Raw genomic sequence first — 14,171 nt, 5'->3', positions numbered from 1 at the left:
GCTACTACACCGGCGGCAGGTTGCTGATCTGATTCTGCAGCCGGACGATGTCCCCTTCGGCCTTCGTCAGGCGGGTACGGATCTTCTCGACCACGTTGTCCGGGGCCTTCGCCAGGAACGCCTCGTTGCCGAGCTTTGCCTCCGCCTGAGCTTTCTCCTTCTCGGCCGCGGCAAGGTCCTTGGCCAGCCGCTTGCGCTCGGCCGCGACGTCGATCGTGCCGGACAGGTCGAGCGCGACCGTGGCGCCGGCGACCGGGAGCGTCGCCGTGGCGCTGAAGCCGTCACCCTCCGGCTGCAGTCGCAGCAGCTGACGGATGGCGGCCTCGTGGGCTGCGAGCTGCGTACCCGACAGGTCCAGGCGGGCCGGGACCTTCTGACCAGGCTGCAGCCCCTGGTCCGACCGGAAGCGCCGAACCTCGGTGATCACCTGTTGGAGGCTCTCGATCTCCGCCTCGGCGGCGGCATCGCGGAACCCCCTGTCCGTCGGCCAGTCGGCGATCACGATGGACTCGCGGCCGGTGAGCGTGGTCCACAGCGTCTCCGTCACGAACGGAACGATGGGATGCAGCAGTCGCAGCGTCACGTCCAGGACCTCGCCCAGGACGCGAGCCGAGACCTTGGCCGCGTCGCCGCCGGTCATGAACGTCGTCTTGGACAGCTCGACGTACCAGTCGAAAACCTCGTCCCACGCGAAGTGGTACAGGGCATCGGCGAGCTTCGCGAACTGGTAGTCGTCGTAGTACGCGTCCGCCTCGGCCACCACGGTGTTCAGCCGGGACAGGATCCAACGGTCCGTGGCCGAGAGCTGCTCGGCCGGGGGCAGCTCACCCTCGACCGTGGCGCCGTTCATCAGCGCGAACCGCGTCGCGTTCCAGACCTTGTTGGCGAAGTTCCGGGACGCCTGGACCCAGTCCTCGCCGATCGGCACGTCGGTACCGGGGTTGGCGCCCCGGGCGAGCGTGAACCGCAGAGCGTCGGAGCCGTACTTGTCCATCCAGTCCAGCGGATTGACCGTGTTACCGAACGACTTCGACATCTTCTTGCCGTGCTCGTCACGGACCATGCCGTGGAACGCGATGGTGTGGAAGGGAACCTCACCGTCCATCGCGTACAGGCCGAACATCATCATCCGGGCGACCCAGAAGAACATCAGGTCGTACCCGGTGACCATGGCCGAGTTCGGATAGAACTTGGCCAGGTCCGCGGTCTTCTCGGGCCAGCCCAGCGTGGAGAAGGGCCACAGGCCGGAGGAGAACCAGGTGTCGAGGACGTCGGTGTCCTGCTCCCAGCCCTCGCCGGTCGGCGGCTGCTCGTCGGGGCCGACGCACACGGTCTCGCCGTTCGGACCGTGCCAGACGGGGATCCGGTGGCCCCACCACAACTGCCGTGAGATGCACCAGTCGTTGAGGTTGTCGACCCAGTCGAAGTACCGCTGCGACAGGTCGGCGGGGTGGATGTCCACCCGGCCGTCGCGGACCGCGTCACCCGCGGCCTTGGCGAGCGTCTCGACCTTCACCCACCACTGCAGAGACAGCCGCGGCTCAAGGGTTGTCTTGCAGCGGGAGCAGTGGCCGACCGAGTGGACGTACGGCCGCTTCTCGGCGACGATCCGGCCGTCGGCGCGCAGCGCGGCGACGATCGCGGAACGCGCCTCGAAGCGGTCCAGGCCCTCGAAGGGGCCGTGGACGGTGATGACGCCGCGCTCGTCCATGACGGTCAGCGACTCCAGGCCGTGGCGCTGGCCGATGGCGAAGTCGTTGGGGTCGTGGGCGGGCGTGACCTTGACGGCACCGGTGCCGAACTCCGGGTCGACGTGCGTGTCGGCGACGACGGGAATCGTGCGGCCCGTCAGCGGCAGCACGATGCGCCGACCGACGAGATGCTTGTATCGCTCGTCGTCCGGGTGAACGGCGACGGCGGTGTCACCGAGCATGGTCTCCGCACGCGTGGTGGCGACGACGACCGTGTCGTCCCCCTCGCCGTACTTCAGTGAGACGAGCTCACCGTCGTCGTCCTGGTAGTCGACCTCGATGTCCGAGATGGCCGTCAGGCAGCGCGGGCACCAGTTGATGATGCGCTCGGCGCGGTAGATCAGGCCGTCGTCGTACATCTTCTTGAAGACGGTCTGGACGGCACGGGACAGGCCCTCGTCCATGGTGAAGCGGTCGCGGCTCCATGCGACGCCGTTGCCCAGGCGCCGCATCTGGCCGGCGATCTGCCCGCCGGACTCGGCCTTCCACTGCCAGACTCGCTCGACGAACGCCTCGCGGCCCAGGTCGTGGCGGGACTTGCCTTCCTTGGCGAGCTCCCGCTCGACGACGTTCTGTGTCGCGATGCCGGCGTGGTCCATGCCCGGCTGCCACAGCGTCTCGTAGCCCTGCATGCGCTTGCGGCGGGTGAGGGCGTCGATCAGCGTGTGCTCGAAGGCGTGGCCCAGGTGGAGGGAGCCGGTGACGTTCGGCGGCGGGATGACGATGGTGTACGCGGGTTTGTCGCTCTTCGCATCAGCCTCGAAGTAACCGCGCTCTACCCAGCGCTCGTACAGCGTTCCCTCTACCTCGGCCGGCGTGTACTGGGTCGGCAGTTCGGGGGCGCTGTTCGGCCCACTGTCGGGGCGCTGAGTGTTGTCGGTCACGACGGCCATTCTAGGGCCGTGGCACTCGTCGCCTCGCCTGACTATTACTCGCACGCCATGCCATGGTCAGGGCAGAAAAGTGGCCGCACGGAGGTAATTCGAGTGTGACCAAGAACACTCCCGTGCGACCAGTTTCAAGCCTACCTCTCCGCCTCACCGGAATCGCAATTCTCCAAGCCGCTCCATGCACCCGGCGCTGTCGCCCTGCTGCGTGGCCCGAAGAAACGGGGTGTGGGGGGCCGTGCTGTCGGCACGCTGGAACGAGCGAACGGCGCCACCACATGCTGCCGCCGGACCCCTGCCCAGGTCGGCGCGGCGCTGGGCTGGAGCGGCTCCAAGGTCAACCGGATGGAGACGGGTAACGGCCGACATCGATGCCCTCTGCCAGACAGGCCTTGGTGCACAAGAACCCCGTGTAGTCAGGTCCAGCACCCCGCGTACGTGGCTTGGAGGGGAGCGACCGGCTGACCTGGCCTCGCCGATGAGCCATTTTGACGCGAGGAACGCCTCGCTCTCTTGACCTGGGTGTTGCGGGTCAGGACGTTGCTGACACCACCGAGGGGGAGTTCGGTGTTCCGTGGGGGCTGCCAGGCGCCGGCGCTCGGCATTGTCCGACTTCAGTCAGGTACTCGCTCATCGCATCACGGTTGCGGATGAGTACGTCGATCCGCTCGGTGAGCCGGTCTCGCTCGGCGGCCAGCAAGGCCAGCATCTCCGGTGTCGCATCGGGAAAGTGGATCGATCGAGGTTTGTCCAGGCACGGAAGGATCTGCTTGATGATGCGAGTGGGGAGCCCTGCATCCAGCAGGCCACGGATTTGGTTGACCCGGTCCACGTAGCGGTCGTCATACTCCCGATACCCGTTCGCGCCGCGGTCCGGGACAATCAGCCCCTGCTCCTCGTAGTAGCGAAGTAGCCGACGGGACGCACCCGTCAGTCGCGACAATTCACCGATCCTCACACCCGCCGAAGCTACTCGGCGCACCTCGACTTGACCATCACATCTATGTGAAGGTTTCAAGATTCGGTCCATGACCACCACGTCTTCTGACACACAGTCTCGTAAGCGACAGGTCGGCCTGCCATGGTCGGCGCTGTTGGCACTGGCGACTGCCGTCTTCATCACGAGCTTGACGGAGACTCTGCCTGCCGGTGTGCTGCCCGAGATGTCGGCCTCACTGGGCACCAGTTCAGGTGCTACCGGCCAGGCCGTCACCGTCTATGCGGCCGGTACGGCGTTGACCGCGATCCCGCTCGCCACGGCGACAGCATCTGTTCCGCGGAAACCACTGCTGCTCGGCGCCATGGCCGTCTTCCTGGTCGCCAACACGCTGACTGCGGCTGCACCGGGATACATCGTCCTGCTTGCGGGCCGGTTCCTCGCCGGTGTGGCCGCGGGCCTGGCGTGGGCGATCCTCGCCGGCTACGCCCGTCGTATCGCACCTGCCGGCTTGGAAGGCCGCGCCATCGCAGTGGCGATGGCCGGGATCCCTGTGGCGTTGTCCTTGGGGGTTCCGGCCGGCACGCTGATCGGTGAACAGGTGGGATGGCGGGCAGCGTTTGGCGCTGTCTCCCTGGTCACTCTTGCCGTCATCGGCTGGATCAGCGTGTCCGTCCCCGGCGTGGGGCAACCCGCCATTGAACAGGCTGACACCAACCGTTCGGACCACGCACCAGAATCAGCGAAGTCGCCCCTGCGGCAGACCCTGGCGGTGCCCGGTGTCGCGGCGATCATGGTCACGGTCACGACGTTCGTTCTCGGACACACGATCATCTATGCCTACATCGCTCCCTACCTACAGCACGCCGGGCTCGGGTCAGCGACCGACGCGGTTCTCCTTGCTTTCGGTGTCGCATGCCTGGTGAGCATCTGGTATGTCGACCGCCGGCTACGGGCTCTGATGGTCACCGGCGCAGTGCTGTTCACTCTCGCCACCGCAGCTCTTGCCGTCACCACAACCCACTCGATCGTTTGGGTCGCCGCTGTTCTTTGGGGCCTGGGGTGGGGCGGCGCCCCGACCTTGCTGCAAACCGCAGCCGGACAAGCCGGAATGCGGCGCAGCGGCGCTGCTGCTGACACCGCGCAAGCGGTCCTCGTCACCCTCTGGAACGCCGCGATGGCCCTTGGTGGCATCATCGGTGGGCTCCTGCTGCAGAGCTCGGGCGTCAACGTGGTCGCAGTGTCAGCCGCCGCCCTCGGGGCAGTCAGCCTGCTCATCGTCGTCGGGGCCCGACACCACGCATTCCGCAACACTCAGGCCACGCCATGACACACGCCGACTGCTTTACGTCCCGTCCCGGATCTGGCGTACCAGCCAATCACCGGTGAGGAATGGGGCCGGGAGACCCGGTACTCCTATGAGTCCTACTCGAACACGGGAGCGTGGGCCGAAGCTTCCGACCTGGTGGGCAATTGCCTCGCGCACGAGCCGCCCCGCGATCTACCCTCGCGGCCATGACGCCATACGATGCGCCTGAAGGCTCCTTGATCGCTCCCGGTGGTACCGGTGATACCGGCCTGGTGATCCGGCAAGAGACCGCTGACGATCACCGAGATGTGCGCGAGGTTCATAGACGCGCCTTCGGTGACGGCGACCGGGTTCCCGGGCTCGTGGAGGCACTTCGCGTTGCGGAGGCGGCGTTGGCGCCGATGTCCTTCGTCGCTGCCGTTGGTGATCGGGTCGTCGGGCATGTCCTGCTGAGCGCGGCGCGGTTGGACGCTCCGCGCCGGATCGTGGACGTCCTGTCCCTGTCACCGCTGGGCGTGGTCCCGGAGTTCCAGCGTCAGGGCATCGGTGCTCGGCTCGTCGCGCACGCCCTCGCGGCGGCCGACAGCCAGGGTGTGCCGTTGGTGTTCCTGGAGGGTTCGCCGCACTACTACGGCACGCGGGGCTTCGAGGGTGCCGGCGCGGTGGGCTTCCGTTCGCCGTCGCTGCGTATTCCTGAAGCTGCCTTCCAGGTCGCGCGGTTGTCCGCTCACGAGCCGTGGATGACGGGCACCTTCGTCTACTCGGAGGTGTTTTGGGCCTTTGACTGCGTCGGCCTGCGCGACCCCGGCGATTCCTCCCCGGCGTGATCGCCGGGGCCTCCTCGCAAGAAACAGGTGAACGAACTCCGCTGAACGCGCTGATCAGGCGCGGAGCCCGATCAGCGCGTCGCGGGCAACGGGGATGTCAGCTCAGGTGCCGGGTGAAGAACCTCAGTGCGCTGTCCAGCTCGAACATCGGGATCTCCGCGTGTTTGCCGGGATTGGCGTGCAGGGTCTTCTCGGTTGAGGCGAAGAGGTCGAAGAGGGCCAGGCTCGCTGTCCGCGGGACCATCTCGTCGTCCCACTGCACCAGGAACTCCAGCGGGACGGTGATCCGGGCGGCGGCCTCGGCCGAGGTCTCCGCTCCGTTAAGGCCCAGGACCGCCGCGCGGACGCGGGGCTCGGCGGCGATGAACGGAACGCCGAGTGCGCAGCCCAACGACATTCCGCAGTAACCCACCGGACCGGCGCCGACGTGGTCGAGCTGTTGGAGCGCGTCCAGGACCGCCCGCCATTCCGGGACGCTCTGGCCGGCGAGGAGTGTGTGGAACCGGGCGAGTGCCGACGTCACTTCGCCGCCGGTCCGCATGCGGGTCCGCAACTCCGAGATGGCCTGGTTGTGTTCCTCGTCGCGTGGCCGGTCGCCGTGGGCCGGCGCGTCGACGGCCGCCACCGCGAAACCGCACTCGGCCACGAAGCGGCGGGCACGTGCCTCGATGCCGGGGGCCTTTTTGTGCTGGCCGCCTCCGTGTCCCATCAGGATCAGGGGGCGGGGCCCGGCGGCGGCGCCGTCCGGAGTCCACAGCACGCCGGGGATCTCACCGGAGGTGAAGGAGAGGGTGAAGAACTGTTCGGTGACGCCGTCGGACGACGTCTGGGAGGTGAAGCGCATGTGCGTTTCAAGCCTTTCGGGATGCCTTCTACGGGCACTCCCTAGCCGATACAAGGGAGGGAGGCCCGACCTGTCACAGCGTTGATCGGTCTCACCTCCTCGGCTCCCAGCGGCACTTGGCAGCGCCGAACGTACCACGACCGACCGGCTTCCCCTGTCCGCGATCACGGCAGGCCGAGACCCGGGCCCGGCCACGCTGCATGACCTGGGATGGAACACGGCCGTCGATTCCTGGCGTCCGGTTCGGCTTCTCCTCCACTGTGTGGGATCAGCTCTTGTCCGTGGCTCTCGGATGCCCCGTGCCGGCGAAGGCGATCCAGCAGGTGTCGCGGGCTGTGTCCAGGAGGTACCAGACGCGGCCGCCGCCGGTCACCTCGATCTGCCACTGCTCGCAGGTCTGTCCGCGGTGGGTTCCGTGAGCCAGAGCACCCTTGAGCCGGTGCTGCCGGGGTGTCTCGATCGTCGGCCTGGGGTTGGTTCGCATGGTGACCCAGGCTCGGTAGGTGTTCTCCCGGGCCTGCTGGGCGAGGCTCTCCCAGCCTTTGGCCGAGGCCGCGTCCGCGAAGCGCACTTCCCAGTGGCCGTGTGGTGCCGGTGGTGCGGCGCGGTCTCCGCGGCCCGCGGTCATGCGATGTCCCGGGGGTCGGGTACCGGGCCGTAGTCCTCGGAGTGGTGCCGGGTGAGCGCGGCCAGGAGTTCGGGGTCGGAGTAGACCTCCGCCGTGTGCTGCCAGGCGATGAGCAGCTGGGCGACGGACGCGCTGTTGCCGATCGAGTCGGCGGCCCGCATGGTGTCGACCAGTTCGACGGCGAAGGCGTGGAGATCGGGCTCGGGCAGGAAACGGACCCATGGGAAGGCGTCCGGCAGTATGTCGAGGAGCAGTTCCGTGCTGCCGGGCTCTCGGCGAGCCATCGCGGCCAGCATCCGGGTGGCCGCGGACACCACGGTCTGGTCCTGCTCGGCCCGCGCCGCGGTGGTGAGGACCAGATCCTCGCCGTCTCGGCGGTGCAGAAGCAGTCTCGGCGATTCCTGGAGCCGGGCCAGCGTCTGCTTGTTCTTGTTCACCAGCTCGGAGAAGTTCACAACGGCACTCTCGGTACTCATAACTTTGAAAGTACTTCGAAACTGACGCGGGCGCCATCACTCGCAAGAGGGACGCGGGAGCAGTGACACGACACGCACCACACGAGCAACCAAGCGCCTGCGGCCGTCCCCAGCGCCTCCGGACAGTTGACGGGCGAGCGTGGCCCGGTTGAGAGCGCGGGCGGTGAGCTTCCTGGTCCCCATGGCGCGATTCTCTCGCACCGGGGTCCGACGCAGCAGGCCCTGTTCCACCCCTTCGTACGGGGCGGAACAGGGCCTGCGCGGAGGGAGCAGGGGCGCGACCTACTACGTCGTCTTCGCCTCGCCCTTCGTCAGCAGCCACTCCTCGTGCAGGGCGCCGAGGGGGATCTTCGTCTGGAAGATCGGGGTGCCGAAGATGGAGAGTTGGAGGTTGAGCGTGCCGGTGAGGTCGATGCCGCCGTACAAGGCCCAGGAGCCGGAGGCGGAGCCCGTGCCGTCCGACGATCCCTCGGCTGTCGCGTCGGCCTCGGCGCGGAGGTAGGGGGCCACGTCGGCGGTGACGCCGACCGTGCCGTAGAGGCCGATCGTCGCCTCGGCGCCCATCGCGGCCTTGACGTCGCCGACGGCGGTGACCGTCGTCTTCAGCGGCTCACCGGTCATGTGGGACTCGCTGACGCCGGTCCAGCCCTTGGCCCAGGTGAAGTTGCCACCGACCTTGAAGTCGCCCTTGAGGTCCTGCTCGACGTCGACCGTCACGCGGCCGTCGGCGTCCACCTGGAAGTAGCAGACGAGGTCCAGGTTGACGACGATCGGGACCGGGCCGACCTGGATGACGGGGTCGGCGTGCAGTTCCGCGAAGGGGATACGGATCGGCTTGCCGTCGGTCGAGCCGGCCGCGCGGCCCTTCAGCGACCACTGGGAGGCCCAGTCGCCGGTCAGGCCCAGGAACGCGCCGCCCGGCGAGGAGCCCGTGCCGGACCCGGAACCGTCGTACGAGAAGGCGACCTCGGGGGCGAGCTGGACGAAGCCCTCGACCGACGCGGCGGCCGAGGCGGGGGCGCCCGGGGCGGTCTCGACGGCGGCGCCCACGTCGATGCGCAGGCTGCCCAGCGGGAGCTTCGCGCCCTCGGGGCCGAAGGTGAGGTCGCCGGTCTTCGCCCAGGAGACCTTCACGCCCTGGACGAGCGGGTCGACCTCCAGGGTGGACGGGTCGACGGGGACCGTGCCGTCCGCCTCGCTCTCGCCCAGGACCGAGTTGAGCTTGGCCGGCTCCGTCTCGACCGTCGTACCGCCGTCCGCCGCGGTCTCGACGATCTCCGTCACCTCGGCCAGTACGCCGTCAGGGGCGCCGGGGGCGGGTGCGCTGGCTATGACGTCGCCGACGGCCACGGCGGCCTTCGGCTTCGCGTCGCCCCCGGTGCCCGTGCCCGTGTCGGTACCGGTGCCGGTGCCGGTGCCCTGGGACGTGTCCGAGTCCGCGCCGGAGCCCGTGTTCTCGTCCGGGTCCGGGGAGCCGGTGGCCGTCTTCGACGGGGCCGTCGACGGCTCGGCGTCCGAAGCGGACGACGGCGCCGAGATGACCGCCCGGCCGCTCTTGCTGTCGTAGGACGCGACCTTGAGCGTGGACTTCTTGGCCTTGCCCTGGTCGGCCGCGTCGGCGTCGGCCACGGCGGTGGGGGTGGCGTCGCCGGTCGGGGCGGAGACGACGGCGAGTTGTTCCTCGGCCGCCCCGGGTCCGGGGGTCTCGGCCGTCGTGGCGGCGGCCTTGCCGACGGTGGCGGGGGAGTTGGTGGAGCAGCCGGTGGCCAGCAGGGTCGCGACGGTGATCGCCGACAGTGCCGAAACCAGGGCATGTCTTCTGAGCTTGTACACGCGTGAGTCCTCGGGAGCGATGACAGGGGGGTGCGCTTCAGGAGGGACGCCAAGGCGACATGACGAAGGCGGCATGACGCGATGACAGAGAGCAGGCGCGAGTGGAGAGAGGGCACCTGGCGGTGGGGGGCGGCCGTGACGGCTCAGCTGTCCTCATGACAGTGCGCACGCGGCGGTTACCCCCCAGTAGCCATGCATGAGCATGCCAGGACTACGGGGGCGTCGCGGACCACTTCCCCCACGTCCCGGAGGTGACGTGGGTCACAATCGCGCGCGACTCAACTGCTGGCCACGGAAAGGGAATTGAGGAATCCCGCCATCGCGGCATGCAGCCTGTGCGGCTGGTCCAGGTGTACGTCGTGGCCCGCGCCCTCGATGACGGCGAGGTCGGTCCTGGCACCCGGGGCCCGACCGGCCGGCATCCTCGCGGCGTCGGCCGCCGGCATGGTGCCCCGGGCTCCGCGTACGACGAGGGCGGGGCAGATGGTGGCGGCCCACTCGGAGTCGTACGACGCCTCGGTCAACTCCTCGATCGCGGCGAGCATCGTGGCGCGGTCGGCCCGGGGGTGCCAGCCGTCGGCGCGGCGTTCGAGGTTGCGGGACCAACTGGCGTGACCGAAGAAGTCGGTTGCCCGGGACGGGGAGTCGAAGGGGGTGGGCCAGCTGTCCATCCAGGCGGCGATGTTGGCGGGGAGGGCGGGGTCGGGGGCGCCCGGGCCCGCTTCGATCAGGATCAGGGAGTGGATGAGGTCCCGGTGGGCGGCTGCGGCGAGGAAGGCCGTGTGGCCGCCGAGGGACTGGCCCACCAGGGTCAGCGGGGTCCGGTGCACTTGAGGGGACTGGCGGTCATGAGGAGGCCGGGGCGTCTGAGGGGGCCGGCGGTCATGAAGAGGTCGGGGCGCCTGAGAGGGCCAGCGGGCATGAGGGGGGAGGTGGGGCCGGTCCCGGTCGTCGCCCAGCCCCAGTTCGCGGATCACCGTCACCGCGTCCCGCACGCAGGCCGCCCTGCTCATGTCCGCCGGGCGGCCGGTGCTCGCGCCATGGCCCCGGGCGTCGTACGTCACCACGCGGTGGCCCTCCGCCAGGAGCGGCGGCAGCAGCTCGTCCCACTCCCCCATGTGACCGGCGAGGCCGTGCAGGAGGAGGAGGGTGCGGTCGGCGGACTTCTGCTCCGGGACGTGGTCGCGGTAGGCGAGGCGGATGCCGTCCGGGGTGGTGAGGGAGCCGGTTGTGGCATGCATGGGCTGATGGTTGCCGTACGGCCGGGCAGGATCAACCGGGTTTCCCTCTGTGGGGCCGGTGGGTCGCGGCGCAGTAGCCTCGGGCTCGACACAGGCCGGTACGGCCGGGAGGTTGGAGGCAGGGATGGCGAAGATTCCCACGGCGGCGGTGGCCGCGAGCGGGCTCATCGGTGGGTACGGGGTGGCTCGCTGGACGAAGAAGCGGCCGCTCGGTGGAGCGGTGCTCGCGGTGGCGGGGGCCGCGGCGGCTCGGCAGTGGCAGCGGGCGGCCGGAGGCACGGCGGCGGGGGCGCTGACCGCCGGGTATGTGGCCGCGTTCGCCGGGTCGCATCCGTTGGCGAAGAAGGTGGGGGCCTGGCCTGCGGTGTTCGGGGTGGCCGGGGTGGTCGCGCTGGCCTCTTGGGTGGTGGCCGACCGGAAGGGTTAGGGATTCCGCCGTCGGGGAGTGCGGGTTGTTCGTAGCTGCTCGCGCCCACGCGGTGGAGCCGCGCGAAGTCACAGCCCCCGCGCCTTTGCAAGACGGAGGCGCGCCCCTGGAAGACGGACGAAAGCGTGCCTCTGCACGACAGCCAAAGGCGCGCCGCTGAAACCCGAAGGCGCTCCCCTCACTTCGCCCCTCATTTCGCCGCTCACTTCGCCGCCGCCGTCACTCCCCCCTGAACGCCCGCCGGTACGCGTACGGGCTCGTCCCCACCACCCTCTTGAAGCGGTCCCGGAACGCTGTCGGGGAGCCGAAACCCGCCTGGGTCGCGACGCGTTCGACCGTGTGGTCGGTGGCCTCCAGGAGGTACTGGGCGCGGCGGACCCTTGCCCGGTGCAGCCACTGCAGGGGCGTCGTGCCGGTCTGTTCGCGGAAGCGGCGGTTCAGGGTGCGGGCGCTGGTGCCGGCGTGGAGGGCGATGTCGTCCAGGGTCAGATCCCGCTCCACGTTCTCCTCCAGCCAGCGCAGCAGGGGTTCCATCGTCGCGCCGGCGGGGGCCGGGGGCTGGTCCTGGACGATGAACTGGGCCTGGCCGCCCTCCCGTTCGAGGGGCATGACGCACATCCGGGCGGTGAACGCCGCGACCGCCGAGCCGTGGTCCCTGCGGATCATGTGCAGGCACATGTCCATGGCCGCAGCGGCGCCCGCCGAGGTCAGGAACTGGCCGTTGTCGACGTAGAGGACGTTCGGGTCGACGGTCACCTCCGGGTGCCTGGCGGCCAGATCGGGGGCCGCGATCCAGTGGGTCGTGGCGCGCAGCCCGTCCAGCAGGCCCGTCGCCGCGAAGAGGAACGCGCCGACGCAGATCGAGGCGATCCGCGTCCCGCTCGCCGCCGCCGCGTGCAGCGCCTCCGTCACGCCCGGCGGCAACGGCACGGTCGGGTCGGCCGTCCCCGGCAGGATGATCGTGTCGGCCTCGGCCAGCGCCTCAAGGCCGTACGGCGCGCGCACGCTGAACGGCCCCGCCCTCACTTCCCCGCCCCCCTCCACGGAGCAGACCCGCACCCGGTACGCCTCCCGCCCGTCCGGCAGCCGGGCCCAGCCGAAGGTGTCGATGGGGGCGGACAGGTCGAAGGGGATCACGTCGTCCAGCGCGAGTACGGCCACGGTGTGCATGGCGGGAGTGTAGGCCTGCGCCGAGATTCCGCCATGCGCCCTGACGCTCCCGTTCCGCCAAGGGACCGCCCCCTCGGATGAACCCCGGCCCACTCTCTTTGAGGCCTTGGCGACCCAGGCGACCCTGGCGAGAATCCGTTGACCTCTGGCAATCCCGCCACTTCTACGAGATCGTTCCGCGCCCTACCGTCCCAGCGTGACCAAGTTCCTGCTCTCCCTCCACGTCCTCGCCGCGATCATCGCCGTCGGGCCCATCACCGTCGCGGCCAGCATGTTCCCGCCGAGCGCGCGCAAGGCCCTGGCCGAACCCGGGAGCGAGCGGGCGGTGTCGGCCGTACGGCTGCTGCACCGGATCTGCCGGGTGTACGGCGGTGTGGGCATCGCCGTGCCCGTGCTCGGGTTCGCCACCGCGATGAGCATGGGGGTGCTGAAGGACGCCTGGCTGATCGTGTCGATGCTGCTGACCGCCCTCGCGGCCATGGTCCTGCTGGCGCTGGTGCTGCCTCGGCAGGAGGAGATCCTGGAGGGGATCGGCGGAGAGGACGGGAGCGGGACGGCCGACGAAGCCGGGACTGACGACGGGGCCGGGGCCGGGACCCGGACCGCCGTCGGGGTCAAGGCCACCGCCCAACTCGCCATGTTCACCGGGGTGTTCAACCTGTTGTGGGCGACGGTCACGATCCTGATGATCGTCCGGCCCGGTTCGACTACGGGGGCCTGACTCCCACCCGGCTTCCCAGCGGCGCTCGCGTGGGTGCATGATCCCGCCATGCATCCACAGCAGTCGCCCTCCCAGGCCTACCTCGCCTCCGTGGCCGCCCGTCTCGCCGCCGACGAATGCCAGACCTGGTGGGAGGACTGGGGTGGGGTACCCGTGCTCGTGGGGCGGCGGGCCGACTTCCGGCTGCGGTGGTTGGCGAAGATACATCTGTTCACGGTGGCGGTCGCTGTCCCGGAGATCACGATGCCGACGATCGGCACCTTCACCTTCCAGGCGATGGAGTACGCCAAGCGCGTCAAAGGCGGGCTGCCGGCCGGCCTGCAGACCGGGATAGGTATTTTCCCCGTGCTGGTCAGCGACCGGGTGGACCCGGCCGCCATACAGTGGGCGGAGGCACAGGCGCGCCACGAGTGGGGCATCACGGCCCGGCCCGTCGTGGTCGACAGCGCTCGCCAGTATGTGGGTGTCTGTCGGCGCAAGGGTTTCGTGGGCAGGGCCTACGCGTCGCACATGCTCAAGAAGGGCGGGCTCTATCTCGACGGCCGGTGACGCGGCGGTGGCGCCGCCCGCCCTCACGATGGCTCACCGCTGGGCCCTGATCAGCCACTCCTCGTCGGCCGGCTCCGTCCGGAACCCCCGTGCCACCGATGCCGCCACCAGCACCCACGCGCCCAGCACCAGCGTGAAGAAGGCCCAGGACAGGGGCCAGACAGAGGCGTCCAGGGGTTCGGGATGGGTGTGGAAGGTGGTGTACATCAGGGCGGACGGCGGGACGGCGACCAGGAGCACCGGCCAGGCCAGGGCGTCCCGGTGGCCGAAGTAGGCCGCGAGGAGCAGCAGGACGAGGGCGAGGACGACGACCCCCGTGACGGTCACGGGGGTCGTCTCCGTGAGGGAGCCCTTCAGTTCGGGACGGTTGTTCAGGTCCCACGGGAGGCAGAGGCGGTACGCGGCCGCGGCGAGGGCGGCGCCGAGCAGGCGGGTCAGCCAGCGTTCCGGCCAGGGGCGCGTGCGCAGGGGGCGGAGCAGCTTCTCGGTCATACGTACGAGGGTTCCGGGGTGGGCGGCGGGCCGACAGAGTACGGGTACTCAGACCGGCCTGCTCCCCCGTACCCAGAGC

Annotated in this window: 14 protein-coding genes; 5 read left to right on the top strand and 9 right to left on the bottom strand. The window is 69.6% G+C overall.

Annotated elements, in window-relative coordinates; all coding sequences use genetic code 11:
* Window positions 1-4: 4 nt before the first annotated feature.
* Entirely contained in the window at window positions 5-2,635 is a 2,631-nt protein-coding gene (locus OG622_RS31395) for a valine--tRNA ligase (RefSeq protein ID WP_371579981.1), read from the bottom strand.
* A gap of 535 nt (window positions 2,636-3,170) precedes the next feature.
* Window positions 3,171-3,596, bottom strand: a complete 426-nt coding sequence (locus OG622_RS31390) for a MerR family transcriptional regulator (RefSeq protein WP_371579980.1) — start codon at window positions 3,594-3,596, stop codon at window positions 3,171-3,173.
* A gap of 70 nt (window positions 3,597-3,666) precedes the next feature.
* Here OG622_RS31390 and OG622_RS31385 point away from each other — a divergent pair, with 70 nt between their 5' ends.
* Window positions 3,667-4,905, top strand: coding sequence for an MFS transporter (locus OG622_RS31385; protein WP_371579979.1), 1,239 nt, complete (start codon window positions 3,667-3,669; stop codon window positions 4,903-4,905).
* A gap of 185 nt (window positions 4,906-5,090) precedes the next feature.
* Window positions 5,091-5,711: a GNAT family N-acetyltransferase gene (locus OG622_RS31380; RefSeq protein ID WP_371579978.1), complete on the top strand. Its 621-nt coding sequence runs from the start codon at window positions 5,091-5,093 to the stop codon at window positions 5,709-5,711.
* Window positions 5,712-5,808: 97 nt separating this feature from the next.
* On the opposite strand, the gene OG622_RS31375 is transcribed toward OG622_RS31380, so the two are convergent.
* The 5 genes from OG622_RS31375 to OG622_RS31355 all read right to left on the bottom strand — a co-directional run bounded on the left by OG622_RS31375 (window position 5,809) and on the right by OG622_RS31355 (window position 10,733).
* A complete protein-coding gene (locus OG622_RS31375) occupies window positions 5,809-6,555 on the bottom strand; it encodes a dienelactone hydrolase family protein (protein ID WP_371579977.1) in 747 nt (248 codons plus the stop codon).
* Window positions 6,556-6,823: 268 nt separating this feature from the next.
* A complete protein-coding gene (locus OG622_RS31370) occupies window positions 6,824-7,183 on the bottom strand; it encodes a hypothetical protein (protein ID WP_371579976.1) in 360 nt (119 codons plus the stop codon).
* Complete coding sequence (locus OG622_RS31365) at window positions 7,180-7,659, bottom strand: hypothetical protein (protein WP_371579975.1); 480 nt, start codon at window positions 7,657-7,659, stop codon at window positions 7,180-7,182. Before OG622_RS31365 ends, OG622_RS31370 begins: the two co-directional genes overlap by 4 nt.
* Window positions 7,660-7,944: 285 nt before the next feature.
* Window positions 7,945-9,492 carry a hypothetical protein gene (locus tag OG622_RS31360; protein WP_371579974.1) on the bottom strand — a complete coding sequence of 516 codons (1,548 nt, stop codon included), beginning with the start codon at window positions 9,490-9,492 and terminating at the stop codon, window positions 7,945-7,947.
* Window positions 9,493-9,770: 278 nt separating this feature from the next.
* The gene (locus OG622_RS31355) at window positions 9,771-10,733 is read right to left on the bottom strand and encodes an alpha/beta fold hydrolase (RefSeq protein WP_371579973.1); all 963 of its coding nucleotides are present in this window, start codon (window positions 10,731-10,733) and stop codon (window positions 9,771-9,773) included.
* Between the two features lie 124 nt (window positions 10,734-10,857).
* Here OG622_RS31355 and OG622_RS31350 point away from each other — a divergent pair, with 124 nt between their 5' ends.
* Window positions 10,858-11,160: a hypothetical protein gene (locus tag OG622_RS31350; protein ID WP_371579972.1), complete on the top strand. Its 303-nt coding sequence runs from the start codon at window positions 10,858-10,860 to the stop codon at window positions 11,158-11,160.
* A 219-nt stretch (window positions 11,161-11,379) separates the two neighbouring features.
* On the opposite strand, the gene OG622_RS31345 is transcribed toward OG622_RS31350, so the two are convergent.
* Window positions 11,380-12,330, bottom strand: coding sequence for a GlxA family transcriptional regulator (locus tag OG622_RS31345; protein ID WP_371579971.1), 951 nt, complete (start codon window positions 12,328-12,330; stop codon window positions 11,380-11,382).
* Window positions 12,331-12,526: 196 nt separating this feature from the next.
* Between OG622_RS31345 and OG622_RS31340 the strand changes: the two genes are divergently transcribed.
* Together OG622_RS31340 and OG622_RS31335 are read left to right on the top strand one after the other, a co-directional pair.
* Window positions 12,527-13,051 carry a protease gene (locus OG622_RS31340; protein ID WP_371579970.1) on the top strand — a complete coding sequence of 175 codons (525 nt, stop codon included), beginning with the start codon at window positions 12,527-12,529 and terminating at the stop codon, window positions 13,049-13,051.
* 48 nt (window positions 13,052-13,099) lie between these two features.
* Window positions 13,100-13,600, top strand: coding sequence for a levansucrase (locus OG622_RS31335; RefSeq protein ID WP_327748853.1), 501 nt, complete (start codon window positions 13,100-13,102; stop codon window positions 13,598-13,600).
* Window positions 13,601-13,633: 33 nt separating this feature from the next.
* Here OG622_RS31335 and OG622_RS31330 read toward each other — a convergent pair whose 3' ends face one another.
* Entirely contained in the window at window positions 13,634-14,092 is a 459-nt protein-coding gene (locus tag OG622_RS31330; protein ID WP_371579969.1) for a hypothetical protein, read from the bottom strand.
* Window positions 14,093-14,171 lie beyond the last annotated feature (79 nt).

Origin of the sequence: Streptomyces sp. NBC_01314 (assembly GCF_041435215.1) — a bacterium.
Lineage (GTDB): Bacteria > Actinomycetota > Actinomycetes > Streptomycetales > Streptomycetaceae > Streptomyces.
Note: the sequence above shows the minus strand (reverse complement) of the source record. Positions and strands in the feature narration are given on the sequence as shown.

What these genes read in the sequence shown, in the direction of transcription:
- OG622_RS31345 (WP_371579971.1), bottom strand. Translation starts at nt 12,330, where the DNA reads ATGCACACCGTGGCCGTACTCGCGCTGGACGACGTGATCCCCTTCGAC.
- OG622_RS31375 (WP_371579977.1), bottom strand. Translation starts at nt 6,555, where the DNA reads ATGCGCTTCACCTCCCAGACGTCGTCCGACGGCGTCACCGAACAGTTC.
- OG622_RS31350 (WP_371579972.1), top strand. Translation starts at nt 10,858, where the DNA reads ATGGCGAAGATTCCCACGGCGGCGGTGGCCGCGAGCGGGCTCATCGGT.
- OG622_RS31380 (WP_371579978.1), top strand. Translation starts at nt 5,091, where the DNA reads ATGACGCCATACGATGCGCCTGAAGGCTCCTTGATCGCTCCCGGTGGT.
- OG622_RS31385 (WP_371579979.1), top strand. Translation starts at nt 3,667, where the DNA reads ATGACCACCACGTCTTCTGACACACAGTCTCGTAAGCGACAGGTCGGC.
- OG622_RS31355 (WP_371579973.1), bottom strand. Translation starts at nt 10,733, where the DNA reads ATGCATGCCACAACCGGCTCCCTCACCACCCCGGACGGCATCCGCCTC.
- OG622_RS31370 (WP_371579976.1), bottom strand. Translation starts at nt 7,183, where the DNA reads ATGACCGCGGGCCGCGGAGACCGCGCCGCACCACCGGCACCACACGGC.
- OG622_RS31330 (WP_371579969.1), bottom strand. Translation starts at nt 14,092, where the DNA reads ATGACCGAGAAGCTGCTCCGCCCCCTGCGCACGCGCCCCTGGCCGGAA.
- OG622_RS31365 (WP_371579975.1), bottom strand. Translation starts at nt 7,659, where the DNA reads ATGAGTACCGAGAGTGCCGTTGTGAACTTCTCCGAGCTGGTGAACAAG.
- OG622_RS31335 (WP_327748853.1), top strand. Translation starts at nt 13,100, where the DNA reads ATGCATCCACAGCAGTCGCCCTCCCAGGCCTACCTCGCCTCCGTGGCC.